This is a genomic window from Streptomyces sp. B21-105 (assembly GCF_036898465.1).
In the GTDB taxonomy this organism is placed as follows: domain Bacteria; phylum Actinomycetota; class Actinomycetes; order Streptomycetales; family Streptomycetaceae; genus Streptomyces.
Genome location: NZ_JARUMJ010000001.1, coordinates 1,740,381 through 1,753,745, shown reverse-complemented (window position 1 = coordinate 1,753,745; position 13,365 = coordinate 1,740,381). Strand labels below are relative to the sequence as shown.

Sequence of the window (13,365 nt, the reverse complement as noted above, 5' to 3'; positions counted from 1 at the left end):
CCTCCTCTCGTTCTCCGCGGGCCCTGCTTCGGCGGGGCCTTCGTCGTGTGCGGCTACTGGCTGCGGAAGCTGGTCATGCGGTGGCCGCCGGGCCTGCGCAACCGGACGCCGGCTTCGAGGAGGAGGGTTCGGGTGCAGCCGTAGGAGCGGCTGATCTGGCGGGCGGTGGAGGCGATGGTGCAGCCTTCGATGTAGAGGCGGCCTGCTTGTTCGCGGAGGCGGATACGGGCGTTGCCGCGGGTGGGGATGCCGGTCATGCGACTCTCCCGGTTTGTGCTGCGCGGGTGCCGCGCCAGACCTTGACGCCGGAGTGCTCGCCGCCCGGCCGGCTGGTCTCGTCCCAGCCGCAGTGCTCGATCACGCCGTGGCGGACGAGGGATTGGACGAAGTTGCCCCAGTCGGCTTTCGGGTTGGCCGGCTCGGGGAGGTCGTTGGTTTTGGCGATTTCGTAGCTGGTGAACCACTGGCCGGTGCGGGCGGCTCGGATGAACGCGGGTCGGATGGTGTCGACCCAGCTGCGGTAGTCGAGGGACGGTTCGGGGAGGGTGCCGTCGAGTTGGGGTTGTTGGGCGGGCATCGGGTCCTCCTTCAGGTCGGGTGGTGGGGTGCGGGAGGCGTTGGGGGAAGGGCCTCCCGCGCCCGGTGGGCGGCCGTGAGGGAACGGCCGCCGGGAGGGTGGTCAGCGGTCGATGCAGCCCGGGTAGGCGGAGCCGCGACGGCAGTTGTCGTAGACGGACGACGACACCTTGAACTCGTGCTCGCGGCCCTGCTTGTCGCGGGTCGTCAGCTCGTACTCGGTGTCACACGACTGATGCGTGCGGCGCTTCTTCCCGGTGCCGGTCGTCGTCGTGTGGCAGTCACGGTCGGTGTCCTTCGCGACGACCTGCCCGGCCGGCCCTTGCGGGCGGTCGTCGGTGCAGCCCGCGAGGACGAGACCAAGGACGGCGGCGGCGAGGCACTCGGCGCGGACCGGGCAGAGCGTTTTGCAGATGGACTTGGCGAGCACGATGTCGGATTGCCGGTTGGTGGGTGCGAACCAGATGTCGCGCTGGTCCTTGTATTCGGGGCGGGCGCATGCAGCGTCCTGCCGCCACTGTTCGGCGCGTTCCGCAGTGTCGGGCGCGCTGTAGCTGGTGCGGATCATCGGGCCACCGCCGGGAGGTTCTCGGGCCACGTCACGCCGGACAGGGCGCGGCGGTGCGTGTCGGGGAGGACAGCGAGCGGGTAGCCCAGCCAGTGCAAGCCCATCGCGGCAAGGACCGTCGCGTCGGCTTGGTCGTAGCGGCCGCGCCCGTCGCACGGAACGCCGTACCGGTTGATGACGGCGTCGCGGACCATGCCTTTCGCCGCGGTCTTCCGCTTGTTCGCGGGCAGGTCTTTGGCGGGGTTGGCGACGCCGCAGGCGTAGATGATGCGGTGCTGCGGCGGGCAGATCGCGAAGGGGATACGGCGCCGCCACAGGTCGTGGCGGATGAGGCCGCGGAGGTACGTCATCTCCTCGACGCCGGGCCGGTAACCGACGGACATGGCGACGCCCTCGATGACGACCAGCGACGTGGTGTCCGGGACGCGTTCGCGGATACTGCGGCGGTGGAACTCCAGGCGGTCGTGTCCGGTGCGGTCGCCGGGGATGAGGGCTTGGGCCGTGGTGCCGTCGCTGATGCCGGTGGAGGTCAACGACAGGTCGAGGCCGTACACGGTGGGCAGGTCGAGGGGCGCGGGCCGGGCCGGCGTGATGGCGGCCGGCGCCTCAACCTCGAACATGGGGACGGTACTCATGCCGCCACCCCCTCGGCGGCGGCCAGGTGGTCGGCCAGCTGCTCGCCGATCCACCGCGTGTACGCGGGCGGCACACCCTGGTTGAGGCCGTCCTTCGTCGCCCACCCGGACGGGACACCCATCGCGTCCTCGGCCGCAGCCTTCGTGCAGTTGCCGCCGCCGTTGACGGACACGAACGCGGTCCACTCGTCGAGCTGGCCGTAGTGGTCTTTGCGTTTGTCGAGGGTGTAGTGGAGGGGGTGCTTTTTCGGGCACGGGCGGGGCGCGTACAGAGGCAGGTTGGATTCGAAGAGGCGGTGCCTGCTGACGCGGAGCCCGTCGAACATCGTTCCGCACAGGGTGAGCGGGTCCTTCAGCGGCGCACCCTCGACGTTCTCGATCACATACGGAAGGCCGGACGCCTCGAAGAGAGCGCGGGTCTCGGGGATGAAGTCCTCATACGAGAGGCCGGTGCGGTGCTTCAGGTCCGAGTGGTCCCAGCACGGCGGGGAGCCGGCCGCGCCGTTGAAGTTCCCTGCGATCCAGTCGGGGTCGAGGTCGCGGAGATCCTTTTGGATGAACGGGAACGGGTAGCGGGGCTGCGGTTCCCGGTCGACTCCGACGATGTCGAACCCGGCGAGGTAGTAGCCGTAGGACGCGAGGCCCTGCTTGCAGCAGATGTCGAGGAGCGTGTACCCGTTCGGGACGCGCGGGGGCAGGGTGAACTTCACAGGGTGCTCCCCGTGGTGGTGTGGGTGGTGACGTGTCCGTGGGTGCAGCGGTGGGCGCCGGTGTGGACGACGACGGGGACTGTGGTCCGGCATTGGATGCAGTGCGCGAACGCGGGTGTCGGCCAGTCGGTCCCGGCGAATGCGGGGATGAGGGCGGCGGCCGGCACGTACTCCTCGACCTGGCGCGGTGCGCGCGGTCCGCGGTGCTTCGCTCGGTGCGGCCAGGACCGGCCGATCATCGTCATGCCGACCCCGAGCGCGAGGAGCATGGAGGCGAGGGCCGCGGGCGCAGCGTGTACGGCGGTCACTTCTGCACCCCCTGCCGGAGGTCGTGCAACTCGCGCGTGTCCGCGACATGCGACAGCTGCATGTCGCTCAGGCGTTGCTCGAGCTTGCGGACCCGGTCCCGTTCACGGCGTAGCCGGGCAGACGGGCCTTCCCTGCGGGCGGCAGGGGCAGCGTCTACGGGACGCTCGGCGTCGTCGAGGGATTGCCGCGACTCGGCCACTGCGGTCAGTCGGGAGGCCAGCAGGCGGGCGTCGTCGAGTTCGGCTTGGAGGCGGTCGGCGCGCTCCGTCTCCGCGGCAGCCTTCGCCTGCCACTCGTCCGGCGTGCCAGCGGCGAGCTGCTCCTTCAGCGCGGTGAGTTCGGAGGTGAGGATCTCGTTGACGATGGCGACGTCGGTGTACTTCTCGTTGGCGTCGGCGAGTTGGTGGAGGATCCGTTCCCGGTTGAAGCGGGCGGTTTCCTCGTCGCGGCGCGCGGTGTCGCGCTGCTCGCGGAGCCGTCCTGCCTCGGCGCGGGCCGCGGCCAGGTCCTCGTCGTAGCGGCGGCGGGAGACGAACGGGGCCCTCATGCCGCACCCCCGACCGGGCGCAGCGGCCACGAGCCGTCGATGACGTCCGACTTGCCCTTGCTGCGCAAGTGCTGCTGGAAGTCCGCGGCCCACACGGCATGCCAGTCGATCTGCTGGGCGTGGAGTTCCTCGAGGGACAGGCTGGCGAGCTTCGGGTACTTCTGTCCCAGCCGCCAGGCGACCCGGCAGGCGGCGACAGCATCAGCGTCTGCCGTGTGCGCGCCGTCCAGCTTGACCTGGTAGTGGGCGCACAGGTCGGTGAGGGTGCGCTTGCCCTTGCGGTACATGTCGAGCGCCTTGTCGATGACCTTCGGGTCGACGACGCGCAGGTCCGAGCCGACGGTGTCCGACAGGGTTTTGATGCCGTAGCGGCGGGCCTCCCGGTCGAGGAGGGTCAGGTCGTAGGGGGCGTTCATGATGACGACCGGTGTCCCGGCGAGGACGACTTGTGTGAGGGCGGCGATGATCTGGGCGATGCCCTCCGCCGGGTTCTGGCCTTCCGCCCGGGCGCGTTCTGTGGTGATGCCATGGATTGCGGCGGCCTGCTCCGGGATGTCGATGCCGGGGTTGAGGAGCCAGTTCGCGGGGGTGGCCGGGAGTTTCCCGCCGACCTCGACGATGCAGGCGGTGACGATGCGGTCCTCCTCGACGTCGACGCCCGTCGATTCGGTGTCGAAGCCGGCCAAGCGGCCGAGATGCCAACTCATGGTGGTTCTCCGATCGGTGTGGTGTGCTGGGTGCCGGCCGCCCGCGATACCCGCGCGGGCGGCCACCTCGTGTGCTGGCTACTTACTGCCGGGCTGCGCCACCGCGGGCCAGTCCTGCTCACCCGTCGGCGTGGCCGCGGGCGGTGTGGCCTGCTGCTTGATCTCGTCGACCGTCACCCGCGGCAGCGGGAACTCCTCATCCGCCGTGACCTCACCGCGCTGAATCGACTGGAATGCCACCAGCAGCTGCGCCACGTCGTGCTCGGTCCACTTTCCCGACGGCCGGCCCAGCTTCGTCTCGATGCGGTCCTGCACCACGCCGATCCCCTCGAACGCGCGGATGGCGTCGGCGATGCGCTGCGGGAGCGGCTTCCCGCCGCCGTCGGCCAGAGTCCTGGTGCAGATCTGCTTGGCCTCCTCGACGAACCAAGGCGGGAGGATCGCGAAGATCGCCTCACGGACACGGCGGGCACCGTTGTTCGCGTTGTTCTCGTAGATGTCCCGCATGTCGGTGAGCTGCTTCGGGCCGCCCTTCTGGTCCCTCTTGTGGGGGACGATGAAGGTGGAGGAGTTACGGGAGTTCTTCTCGACGTCCCACGCGAAGGCCTGCATCTCGGACTGCGCGTACTCGTCGTCGCGGCGCATCTCCACCAGCCCGTACTGGATGTTGCCCCAGCAGCGGGCCAGTTCCCGGGCGAGGTGGACGCTCGCGCCGGTGATGTTTCCGGAGCCGCGGGAATAGCGGAAGAACGCCCGCTCGGCGAGGAACATCTGCTGGCAGGACTGACGCATCTCGGAGATCGCCGAGTTGATGTCGCGGGGGACTTGCTGTGCGACGACGATCGCGGCCTGCACTTCAGCGACGGCGCGGGACTGCTCGACCGCGGTGCCTTGGCCGATGCGGGCGGGTGCTGCAGCGGGCGCTTGGCGCTCGACGGGGTAGCTCACAGGTACTCCTCGGTGTCACGGATGGCAGCCCAGTGGGGCAGGGAGAGGTAGGCGATCTCGTCGCTGTAGCCGGGCCAGACGCCCGACTCGGTGCACTCGGCGAAGACTTCGAGGGCGCGCCGGTTACGGGCGGCGCCGATACGGCGGGCCTCGGCGTCCATCTCGACGACCGTCACCACGTAGGGGGCGGTCTTCTCCTGGCAGACGAAGACGAATGCGGCGGAGTCGTCGGCGAGGTCGAGGGCCCGTGCGGCGGCCCGGTACCAGTCGTCTTGCTGGTGGTATCCGAACTCCTCCACCGCGCGGGCCAGGGCGTTCGGTTCGGCGCTGCGGCAGGTCTTGTAGTCGGGGATGATGAGCCGGCCGGACCGGGCGTCGGGGAGCCAGTCGAAGCGGGCGCGGCGCATGATGCCGGTGGGGCGGTCGCGCCAGAACAGGGACTGCTCGGGTCGGCCGCGGGCGGGGTCGAAGAGGACTGAGGCGACGGGGTGGCGGCGCAGGGCGTCGGCCATGTCGTGGACCTGCTGGTACTCGGCCGGCTTGAGCGGGACGCCGCCTTCGTCGTGGATCGCGGCGACTTCGGCTTTGACTGCGGCGGTGGTCCATTTGTCGGCGTCGACTTGGACGAGGTCGGGGCCTTCACCGAGGACGAGCTTGTGTGCGGCGGTGCCGAGTTCGAACGTTTTCTTCGGCTGCTGCGGGGTGTCCTGTGCGTGCCGGAAGAGGGCGGGGCACGACGGGGGGAGCAGCATGCGGGCGCCGCTGGAGGAGAGGCTGCCGCGGTCGGCGTGGTAGGCCTCGTTGGTCATTTGGTAGATGCCGGGTTCGGTGATGCCGGGGCCGGCGGCCGGGACCACGGTCCCGGCCTGCACGGTGATGGTCACTGGCTGTCCTTTCGGTGGCAGGTGCAGGGGGTGGGCAGCCAGGCGAGGGCGGCGACGGTCGCGAAACAGCCGGCGGCGATGCATGCGGCTGTCGCGCCGAGCGGGTTGGGGATGGGGAGGAGGCTCGCCAACGTGGTGGCACCGGCGGCGAGGGCGAACACCGCGATCACGTACAGGGCGGGGTACAGGCGGTGCTTCACCGGGCCGTCTCCTCGCGGAGCACGTAGTAGCGGCCGTCCGCTGGGCCGCGGCCGATGAGGTGGCCGCGGCGTTGGAGTTCGAGGAGGTCTCGGCGTGCCGTCCCCCGCTGTACCGCCCCACCGGATGCGCGGCGGCGGCGGTGGAGGCGGCCGGCAGTCCACCGGCCGGGCTGGGTTTGGATGAGGGTGAGGAGTGCGGCGAGGCGTTCCTCGCGGCTGGAGACGGTGGCGTTCACGACGTCACCTCGCTGGTGTCGGTCCAGCCGCCGTGCGTCCAGTCGTCCGGGTCCAACGCGAAGGCGTGCCAGTGGTGGACGTCGTAGACGGGGGCGTATCTCCAGCCGAGGGCGCGGGGTTCACCGGTTCCGGGGCTGGGGGTGATGGCTTCGCAGTGGAACTTCGTCGTGCCGCTGGTGTAGCTGTGGCCAGCCTCGAAGAAGCCAGGGTCGGGCAGCATCCGCAGGTTGTTGGGGCGGACCGCACCACGCGCGATCTTCGACGCGAGGACGGCGCACGTATCGCCCTGCGCCCGTTCCTGCTTGCGGCTGGCGGCGCGGTACTCGCGGGCCTTCTTCACCAGCCACGCCGTGACCTCGGCGAGGACGTCGTCGCGCGTGCACGCGTCGTGTTCGGCGAGGAATGCGCGGGCATCTGCCTCGTACATGGATCCGGAGTCGCGGATGCACTGCACGATGTATTCCGCCTGCTCGGCGGCCCTCATGCCGACCGCCTGTCGGTCTGCTCGGGCAGCGGGTTCGCCTTCAGGTGGCGGCGGGTCTTGAGCATCGCCGGGTGCTTGATCTCGGCCGCACCCTTCGCCGCGAACCGGGACGTGCGCTGCTCCACCTCCGTCAGCTCGGCGAGGAGCCGCCGCACGTCGTGCATGCCGACCGTGACCTGCGCCGTGTCCATCCCCGCCGCGTCCTCAACCTGCTCCACCGCCGCGTCCAACTCGCCCTCACGAGCCACACCGCAGACGACGGCGGCCAACTCGTCGAGGGCGTCGATGATCGCGTCGCGGTCCTTCGGCTCCGCCCAGTGCTGCACCAACTGCACGAACGTGTCCGTGCGGATCTGGTCGACGCGCAGCACACCGTGCAACTCGTTGACGCCGACGTTGAATGACAGATCCGGCTTGCTCGAGTGGTTCATCGGGTGGCTCCCGGGTTGATCGTGAGGAGGGCGAGGAGCGCGGCAGCCGACACGGCCAGCTCACGCAGCGAAAGAGCGGCGTACAGGCGGGCCTCAGCAACCGCCTCGCGGACGTCGAACCGGGCGTTCGCCACCCGGACCAACACCGCGTCCAGACGGCCGGCCTCCACCACACGCCGCACTGCGGGCCGCGGATCAAAGTCCGCGAGGTCCGCGTCGCAGGTCAGGTACAGCAGCGAGCAGCCCGCCGCATACGCGCCGACGGCTCCGAACACGGCGGCGACCGGGGTCAGATCGGCGAACAGGAACACCAGGACGCTCACCGTTGACCACCCAGCTCAGGCAGATCACGCGGCACCCGATACGTGTGGTGCAGACCGAACGGATCCTCATCCGCCAACGCCGGGCAACCCCACGCATGCCGGTCGAAACGCTTCGGACAACCACACGGATGGCACGGGTCGTCGGCCGGCTGCAACGCCTGCACCGGCGCGATCACCTTCGTGATCCCATCCGGCTCCACGGCGTCGGCCTCGTCCTCGTAGCCAGCGACCGTCCACCGCTCAGCGGCCCGGTCCCACACCACAGACCACGCGTTGTGGTCCGTGAGAGTGCCGTCGAGGTCGATACCGACCGGCATCCCGGCCGAGTGCGCGGCGTTCAACGCGGCAGCAATGTCCACCCAGTACGATCGCTCGGTCCGCGGTACGAACACCTCGGCGGCCTGCGGCTCCGGACCCACCGGCATCGGCAGCGCACCCAGCTCACGGACCGCGTCCGCAACGTTCGTGATCGGCTGCTCACTCATGCCGCCACCGCCGACCGTGCGATCAACGGACCGAACTGCGCCTGCACCAACCCGAGCGTCCACGCGAACGACTCGCCCTCCCCGGCGTCCTCCGGGTTCGACGGCTGCGGGCACGAGAGCAGCAGCTCACCGCCCGGGTTGTGGCCCGTCGCGACCCACACGTCACCGTCACGGTCCACGAACTCGGTCAACGGCAGAGGCCGCTTATGCAGGGAGACAACGGCCGGCGCCGTCCTCGGGGTCTGGAAGAATGTGCTCAAGGTGGTCCACTCCTTTTTTGGGATTGGTGGATTGGCCGAGTCGTGGGGTCGTCCGGGTCGCATCCGGCGGCCCTTCGGCGTTTGAAGGGGCTCAGGCGGCTTCAGCCGCAGGCTCGGCGGCGACCGCCGGCCGGGGTGCCGGGATGTTGCCGGCGGGGTTGGTCATGATTCGGCGGAGTTCCGTGACCAGTTCGGGGCTGGGGTCGGGTGCGGCGTCGACGGTCTTGTGGATGTGGGCGACGATTCGCGGGCCGAGGATCGCGTGGCGCTGTTCGCGGGTCATGCGGCGGCCTCGATGGGGACGCGCTTGATGACGCCGCGGAGGTCGATGTCGTACTGCTCGGCGAAGCGCATGGCCGAGTTCAGGTCAGGCTGGGCTTCGCCGCGGATGATGCGAGACACGGACGATTCGGCGATACCGGTACGTCGGGAGATCTCGGCGTTGCGGGTGTCGCCCTTGCGGGCGGCGGCTTCGAGGAGCTTGGAGACGTCGAGGCGGAACACGTAGTCACCTCCTTCTCGGGGGGGTTGGCAGGGGTTGTCGCTGATGGAAGGCGATTCCTTGCTCACGAGGGAGACTCTGCCATGTTCCTTGCTTGCGCGCAAGGGTGGTTGGGCATATGACGGGAGGTTTGTTCGCCCGAACACGCGTTCTAGGCGTGCGGCAAGCTGGATTGATGCAGGTCAGTGACCCAAATGCGACCCTTGCGCCCCAGGGAACTTCTAGCTATCTCCCTATCTAGGGAGGTAGAGTCACGGGACATGACCGATGCCACCCCCACGCGTGCGCAGCGATTCCGCGACATCGTTGTGCCAGCCGCCGAACGAGCCGGCTACACCGGCCACGGCGCGAAGGCGAGATTCGCGCGAGACACCGGAATGGCCGAGAGCAGCGTCACCCGGATGTGGCAAGGAATGGCCGTACCGGACGCCCGGTTCTACGACGCCATCAGCCAAGTCATCGGCGTCGACCTGGGGACCCTCCTTGTGGAGGGCGGCGTTCTGTCACCCGAATCTCTTCAGTCACTGTCCGAAACGGATCGGTCGCAGGTAGGCTCTCGGCTTACTCCGGAAGAAGCGGCCGCAAGGCTCGGAATCCAGGACGAAGTGAGCCGTCAGCTCTTCTACGCAACCATCGAGCGGCTCAAGCGTCTTGAAGACGAGCCCACCGACGACACCGCCAACCCCGGAGGGACAGCAGCTCACATGTGATGCGGGGGTGTGCATGAATCTCACGGGCGGCACGCGAGCCACGGCAGCGGGAACGGTTCTGCTCGGAGGACTAGCACTCACGCTCTACGGCATCGTCCGCGACGACTTCGCCCCAGCACTCGGCGGAACCTGTCTTACCGTCACCGCCCTCACCGTCACCACCCTCGCCGTCATCCGCCGGTGGATCATCGACACCAGCAACGAACGCCGCGCACTCGCCGACGCTGAACGCCGGTCCCAAGACGAGTACGCCACCTACATCGCCCTGGAGGCGGCCCTGCTGAACGAGCAGAGCCGCCTCCGTCAGGACATCAGCGCCGAACAAGCCGCCCTCACTGCACGCCTCGCCGTCGAACGCACCAAAATGGAAGCCGAGTTCGAAGAAGGCCGCGCCGCTCTCATCTCCGAAACGATGGAAGCCACCGTCCTGATGATCCGCGGCAACAAGTTCGCCCCCACCGCCTGCGGCACCGGGAAACTCATTCCGTTCCCGAAGCAGGAACCCCGCCAGCAGCGCGCTCGGGAGCACGGAGTGGTCGGTCCCTGAACCCCGCCGTCCCCACGAACGACAACGTGATCCGCCCCGGCTCCAACTCGCGAACCCCCATCCGGCTCGCCCGGTTCAACCGCACCGTCACCACCCGCCGGATCACCTCCCGCTTCTGCTCCAACGACAGACCCGGCACCTCCCCCCGATCAGCCGTCGCTGGCCGGCCGTTCCACACCACCTCCGGATCGTCGGCCGTCAGCAGACGCAGCAGCAGCGGCGACACCCCCGCGAACTCCGTCAGCTTGGCCCGCTGCACCTCCAACTGCGGACCAATCGCCTGCTCCATATCCGCCAGCGCCGCGGCCGACAGCTTGGGCCGGCCCGTCTCCAAGTCGAACGTCTTCGCCAACTGGCGTGCCTCGCGCAACTGTTCCTCGTAGCCGTTGATCAGCCGTTGCGCAGCGTCGGTCTTCTGCTTCAGGTCGTCGGAGTCAGGCACGAGCGCGGCGCGGGCGACGTCCTTGCGGCTGAACCACGCGATGACGGCCTCCTCCACGAAGGCGTCCGCGACGTCCTCGCGGATGCCGACGTTGCGGGCGTCCTTGCAGCCGAGGACGATGCCGTTGCCGTCGGCGCGCGGATACGTGGTCAGCAGGGCGTGGTCGCCGCACACCCCGCACAGGGCGATGAACGACAGCAGATGTGCGACTTCCGTCCCCCGCTGCGTGCGCCGGCCGGGGTCGGTCAGCTTGGCTGTGACCCGGTTGAACATGGCCCGGCCCTCGGCCGTCTCCAAACCCTTCAGCGGCGCCCATGTTCCTTTGCGGTATTCGCCGAGGTGTAGACGCTCGCCGAGGTAGCGGCGGTTGAGGAGCATACGGCGCGTCGTGATGCCGCTCCACGCCTTCCCGTCCGGGCGGGCGGCCTCCTGGGTGGAGTTCAGCCAGCGGACCAGGGACAGCATCGAACGGCCGGCGTCGATGTGCTCCAACGCCTTGACGACGACGGGTCCTTGGGTGGGGTGTTCGTATTGGCGGATGCAGCGTTTGCGGCCGCCGACGACGGCGTATTCGCGTAGGTAGCCGTAGGGCAGTTTCCCGTGTGGCTGGCCTTCTTCGGCTTGGAGGGTGGCTGTGCGGAGGTTGCGGTCGCGGATGCCTTCGGCTTCGTCTTCGGCGTCGATGGCGTGCTGGGCGGTGGCTTTGCGGTCGTCGCGGCGTGAGAGGTCGTAGACCTGGCCGTTGTAGCAGAGGAGGGTGTTGGAGGTGAGGCAGGCGGCTCGTAGGCGCACGTATGCCTCCAGGTCGCGGTAGTACCTGCTGGCTTCGTAGGCGACGACGATGCGGCGCACGTTGGGTTGGGGCACGGTGTTGGTGATGGTGGTGAGGAGGTCTTCGAATTCGTCGCGGGTCTTGCGGCCGTGGCGGCTGGCGGAGATGCCGGCGTCTTTGAACTCGCGGGTGATGGGCCAGGTGTGGCGGTGGCAGAGGGTGCGGCCGGTGGTGAGTTGGTCTTCGACGGAGTCGCCGGTTTTGGTGGTGTCGTCGCTGTTGCGGCCGTAGAGCCAGGCTTGGAAGGTGTTGCCGGGGAAGACGAGGTGGAGGTATTCGGGTGCGAACGGCATGGGTTGATGCTAGCCAAGTGCGGCGTGTCTTAGCTGCTTTATGGGACTACACGGACAAGTACTCGTGGATTCCGGCGTTCTTCCCCGGCCAGGGCGCGGCACTGCCCTGGGACGAGCAGCTCGCGCCGAAGCCGGCGTACCGGGCGATCCGGGAGGCGCTCAGCTAGGGCGTGTGTCGTCGTCTGCCCGAAGGGCGGGCCCGGCGGCACGGGGCGGCGCGGTGCTGGCCCGCACCACCAGCTCCGTGCCGAGCTCCACCCGCGGCGAGTCGGGGCGCTCGCCGCGGGCCAGGCTCAACACCGTGCGGACGGCGAGTTTGCCCATCTCGGCCAGGGGCTGGCGGACGGTGGTCAGGGGCGGCGCCGACCAGCGGACTTCCGGCAGGTCGTCGAAGCCGACCACGCTCATGTCCTCCGGGGTCCGCAGGCCGCGTCGGCGCAGCGCCTCGATCGCGCCGAGCGCCATCTGGTCGCTGGCGGCGAACACCGCGGTCGGCGGCTCGGGCAGGTCGAGGAGGGCGGTGCAGGCGGTGAAGCCGGACTCGGGGTGGAAGTCACCGGGGACGACGAGGGTTTCGTCGACGGCGAGGCCGGCCGCCTCCAGGGCGGCCCGGTAGCCGTCGAAGCGGGCGCGCGAGCACAGCAGCCTCGCCGGGCCCGCGATCAGGCCGATCCTGCGGTGGCCCAGCGACAGCAGGTGCTCGGTCGCCGCGAGACCGCCGGACCAGTTGGCCGCGCCGATCGTCGCCGTGTCGGCGGCGGGGGAACCGGTCGGGTCGACGACGACCAGCGGAACGCCCAGAATGCGCAACTGGTCGTGCAGGGTGGGCTCCAGGGCCGAGGTGACCAGGACGACGCCGTCGGAGGCGCGGGAGCGCAGGTTGCGCATCCACTCGCGGGCGTCGCCCGAGCGGCCGTGGATCGCTGACACCACCGTGCCGACCCCGGCCGCGTGGGCGGCCTCCTCCACTCCGCGGATGATCTCCACCGCCCAGGGGCTGTCGAGGTCGTTGAAGACCAGGTCGAGCAGCGATGCGCGGGTCGGCGCCGAGGCGGGGCGCCTGCGGTAGCCGTGCAGCTGAAGCAGGTCCTCGACCCGGGCCCGCGTCCGCGGCGACACGTCGGAGCGGCCGTTGACCACTCGGGACACGGTCGGCACCGAGACGCCGGCCTGCCGGGCGATCTCGGTGATCGTCACCCTGACCTCGACCCGGGACGCGGGCGTCGCATCGTCCGTCGTCACTTCCCACCTCCGCCGCCACCCGCCCCGGACTCCACGCCGAAACTTCCAGGAGTCTTCCGGAAAAAGCGCCGTCACGGGAGACGTTCAGGGGAGACGCCACGGCACCGTCTCGGACGGAAACCGGCGGGCTACCCGGAGTGACCGGGTCCAGGGACGCGTCGGGGCCGGTTCGCAGTGGTCGCTGCGGCCGGCCCCTCGAGTCTGCGGACGGCGGTCCCGCGCCGTCCGTGGGTACTGCGCCTGCCCGTGGGTGTGCTGTTGCCCCTGGGCAGGTGGCTAGGCGGCGGTCACGACCCGGTGAGGGGCGATGACCTGGCCGTCCGGCAAAAGCTCACCGGTGTCCTCGAAGAGCAGGACGCCGTTGCACAGCAGGCTCCAGCCCTGTTCCGGGTGATGCGCCACGAGGCGGGCGGACTCCCGGTCGGCTGAGGTCGCTGTCGGGCACGGTGGCTGGTGCTGGCACATGGATGGGAACTTCCGCTCTTGCGTGAGG

24 protein-coding genes and 1 pseudogene are annotated in these 13,365 nt (G+C 69.5%); 3 read left to right on the top strand and 22 right to left on the bottom strand.

Annotation, left to right across the window (positions count from 1 at the left end; genetic code table 11):
• Positions 1–53 precede the first annotated feature (53 nt).
• From QA802_RS07705 to QA802_RS07615, 19 genes are all read right to left on the bottom strand, one after another.
• Positions 54–257, bottom strand: coding sequence for a helix-turn-helix domain-containing protein (locus QA802_RS07705; RefSeq protein ID WP_334519153.1), 204 nt, complete (start codon positions 255–257; stop codon positions 54–56).
• Positions 254–577 carry a hypothetical protein gene (locus tag QA802_RS07700; protein WP_334519150.1) on the bottom strand — a complete coding sequence of 108 codons (324 nt, stop codon included), beginning with the start codon at positions 575–577 and terminating at the stop codon, positions 254–256. Before QA802_RS07700 ends, QA802_RS07705 begins: the two co-directional genes overlap by 4 nt.
• A 102-nt stretch (positions 578–679) precedes the next feature.
• Positions 680–1,144 carry a WhiB family transcriptional regulator gene (locus QA802_RS07695; RefSeq protein WP_334519147.1) on the bottom strand — a complete coding sequence of 155 codons (465 nt, stop codon included), beginning with the start codon at positions 1,142–1,144 and terminating at the stop codon, positions 680–682.
• Positions 1,141–1,779, bottom strand: a complete 639-nt coding sequence (locus QA802_RS07690) for a hypothetical protein (protein WP_334519144.1) — start codon at positions 1,777–1,779, stop codon at positions 1,141–1,143. The genes QA802_RS07695 and QA802_RS07690 overlap by 4 nt, the downstream gene beginning before the upstream one ends.
• On the bottom strand, positions 1,776–2,489 hold the full coding sequence (locus QA802_RS07685) for a class I SAM-dependent methyltransferase (RefSeq protein WP_334519141.1): 714 nt from the start codon (positions 2,487–2,489) through the stop codon (positions 1,776–1,778). The genes QA802_RS07690 and QA802_RS07685 overlap by 4 nt, the downstream gene beginning before the upstream one ends.
• Positions 2,486–2,797: a hypothetical protein gene (locus tag QA802_RS07680; RefSeq protein WP_334519138.1), complete on the bottom strand. Its 312-nt coding sequence runs from the start codon at positions 2,795–2,797 to the stop codon at positions 2,486–2,488. The genes QA802_RS07685 and QA802_RS07680 overlap by 4 nt, the downstream gene beginning before the upstream one ends.
• Positions 2,794–3,345, bottom strand: a complete 552-nt coding sequence (locus QA802_RS07675; protein WP_319171941.1) for a hypothetical protein — start codon at positions 3,343–3,345, stop codon at positions 2,794–2,796. The genes QA802_RS07680 and QA802_RS07675 overlap by 4 nt, the downstream gene beginning before the upstream one ends.
• A complete protein-coding gene (locus tag QA802_RS07670; protein WP_334519134.1) occupies positions 3,342–4,052 on the bottom strand; it encodes a 3'-5' exonuclease in 711 nt (236 codons plus the stop codon). The genes QA802_RS07675 and QA802_RS07670 overlap by 4 nt, the downstream gene beginning before the upstream one ends.
• A 78-nt stretch (positions 4,053–4,130) precedes the next feature.
• The gene (locus tag QA802_RS07665) at positions 4,131–5,000 is read right to left on the bottom strand and encodes a hypothetical protein (protein ID WP_334519130.1); all 870 of its coding nucleotides are present in this window, start codon (positions 4,998–5,000) and stop codon (positions 4,131–4,133) included.
• Positions 4,997–5,884, bottom strand: a complete 888-nt coding sequence (locus QA802_RS07660) for a PD-(D/E)XK nuclease-like domain-containing protein (RefSeq protein WP_334519127.1) — start codon at positions 5,882–5,884, stop codon at positions 4,997–4,999. Before QA802_RS07660 ends, QA802_RS07665 begins: the two co-directional genes overlap by 4 nt.
• Positions 5,881–6,084 carry a hypothetical protein gene (locus tag QA802_RS07655; RefSeq protein ID WP_334519124.1) on the bottom strand — a complete coding sequence of 68 codons (204 nt, stop codon included), beginning with the start codon at positions 6,082–6,084 and terminating at the stop codon, positions 5,881–5,883. Before QA802_RS07655 ends, QA802_RS07660 begins: the two co-directional genes overlap by 4 nt.
• Complete coding sequence (locus QA802_RS07650) at positions 6,081–6,320, bottom strand: hypothetical protein (protein ID WP_319171948.1); 240 nt, start codon at positions 6,318–6,320, stop codon at positions 6,081–6,083. Before QA802_RS07650 ends, QA802_RS07655 begins: the two co-directional genes overlap by 4 nt.
• The gene (locus QA802_RS07645; RefSeq protein WP_334519117.1) at positions 6,317–6,805 is read right to left on the bottom strand and encodes a hypothetical protein; all 489 of its coding nucleotides are present in this window, start codon (positions 6,803–6,805) and stop codon (positions 6,317–6,319) included. Before QA802_RS07645 ends, QA802_RS07650 begins: the two co-directional genes overlap by 4 nt.
• Positions 6,802–7,236 carry a hypothetical protein gene (locus QA802_RS07640; RefSeq protein WP_334519115.1) on the bottom strand — a complete coding sequence of 145 codons (435 nt, stop codon included), beginning with the start codon at positions 7,234–7,236 and terminating at the stop codon, positions 6,802–6,804. Before QA802_RS07640 ends, QA802_RS07645 begins: the two co-directional genes overlap by 4 nt.
• Positions 7,233–7,559 (bottom strand): hypothetical protein, encoded by a 327-nt coding sequence (locus QA802_RS07635; RefSeq protein ID WP_334519114.1) that lies wholly within the window; start codon positions 7,557–7,559, stop codon positions 7,233–7,235. The genes QA802_RS07640 and QA802_RS07635 overlap by 4 nt, the downstream gene beginning before the upstream one ends.
• A complete protein-coding gene (locus QA802_RS07630; protein ID WP_334519112.1) occupies positions 7,556–8,044 on the bottom strand; it encodes a hypothetical protein in 489 nt (162 codons plus the stop codon). The genes QA802_RS07635 and QA802_RS07630 overlap by 4 nt, the downstream gene beginning before the upstream one ends.
• On the bottom strand, positions 8,041–8,304 hold the full coding sequence (locus QA802_RS07625; RefSeq protein WP_334519109.1) for a hypothetical protein: 264 nt from the start codon (positions 8,302–8,304) through the stop codon (positions 8,041–8,043). Before QA802_RS07625 ends, QA802_RS07630 begins: the two co-directional genes overlap by 4 nt.
• A gap of 91 nt (positions 8,305–8,395) precedes the next feature.
• Positions 8,396–8,587, bottom strand: a complete 192-nt coding sequence (locus QA802_RS07620) for a hypothetical protein (RefSeq protein WP_334519106.1) — start codon at positions 8,585–8,587, stop codon at positions 8,396–8,398.
• A complete protein-coding gene (locus QA802_RS07615; RefSeq protein WP_334519103.1) occupies positions 8,584–8,808 on the bottom strand; it encodes a helix-turn-helix domain-containing protein in 225 nt (74 codons plus the stop codon). Before QA802_RS07615 ends, QA802_RS07620 begins: the two co-directional genes overlap by 4 nt.
• A gap of 258 nt (positions 8,809–9,066) precedes the next feature.
• On the opposite strand from QA802_RS07615, the gene QA802_RS07610 reads away from it, so the two are divergent.
• Entirely contained in the window at positions 9,067–9,516 is a 450-nt protein-coding gene (locus QA802_RS07610) for a helix-turn-helix domain-containing protein (protein ID WP_334519101.1), read from the top strand.
• 13 nt (positions 9,517–9,529) lie between these two features.
• Positions 9,530–10,063, top strand: coding sequence for a hypothetical protein (locus QA802_RS07605; RefSeq protein ID WP_334519098.1), 534 nt, complete (start codon positions 9,530–9,532; stop codon positions 10,061–10,063).
• Here QA802_RS07605 and QA802_RS07600 read toward each other — a convergent pair.
• On the bottom strand, positions 9,996–11,630 hold the full coding sequence (locus QA802_RS07600) for a recombinase family protein (RefSeq protein WP_334519095.1): 1,635 nt from the start codon (positions 11,628–11,630) through the stop codon (positions 9,996–9,998). The two genes, QA802_RS07605 and QA802_RS07600, sit on opposite strands and share 68 nt — an antisense overlap.
• 38 nt (positions 11,631–11,668) lie before the next feature.
• Between QA802_RS07600 and QA802_RS07595 the strand changes: the two are divergent.
• Positions 11,669–11,797: pseudogene (locus QA802_RS07595) on the top strand (endo-1,4-beta-xylanase); the annotation flags it as partial.
• Here the strand turns inward: QA802_RS07595 and QA802_RS07590 are convergent.
• Positions 11,790–12,872 carry a LacI family DNA-binding transcriptional regulator gene (locus QA802_RS07590; RefSeq protein WP_334519092.1) on the bottom strand — a complete coding sequence of 361 codons (1,083 nt, stop codon included), beginning with the start codon at positions 12,870–12,872 and terminating at the stop codon, positions 11,790–11,792. The pseudogene QA802_RS07595 and the gene QA802_RS07590 overlap by 8 nt on opposite strands.
• Before the next feature lie 276 nt (positions 12,873–13,148).
• Complete coding sequence (locus QA802_RS07585) at positions 13,149–13,337, bottom strand: DUF5999 family protein (RefSeq protein WP_055632223.1); 189 nt, start codon at positions 13,335–13,337, stop codon at positions 13,149–13,151.
• Positions 13,338–13,365 lie beyond the last annotated feature (28 nt).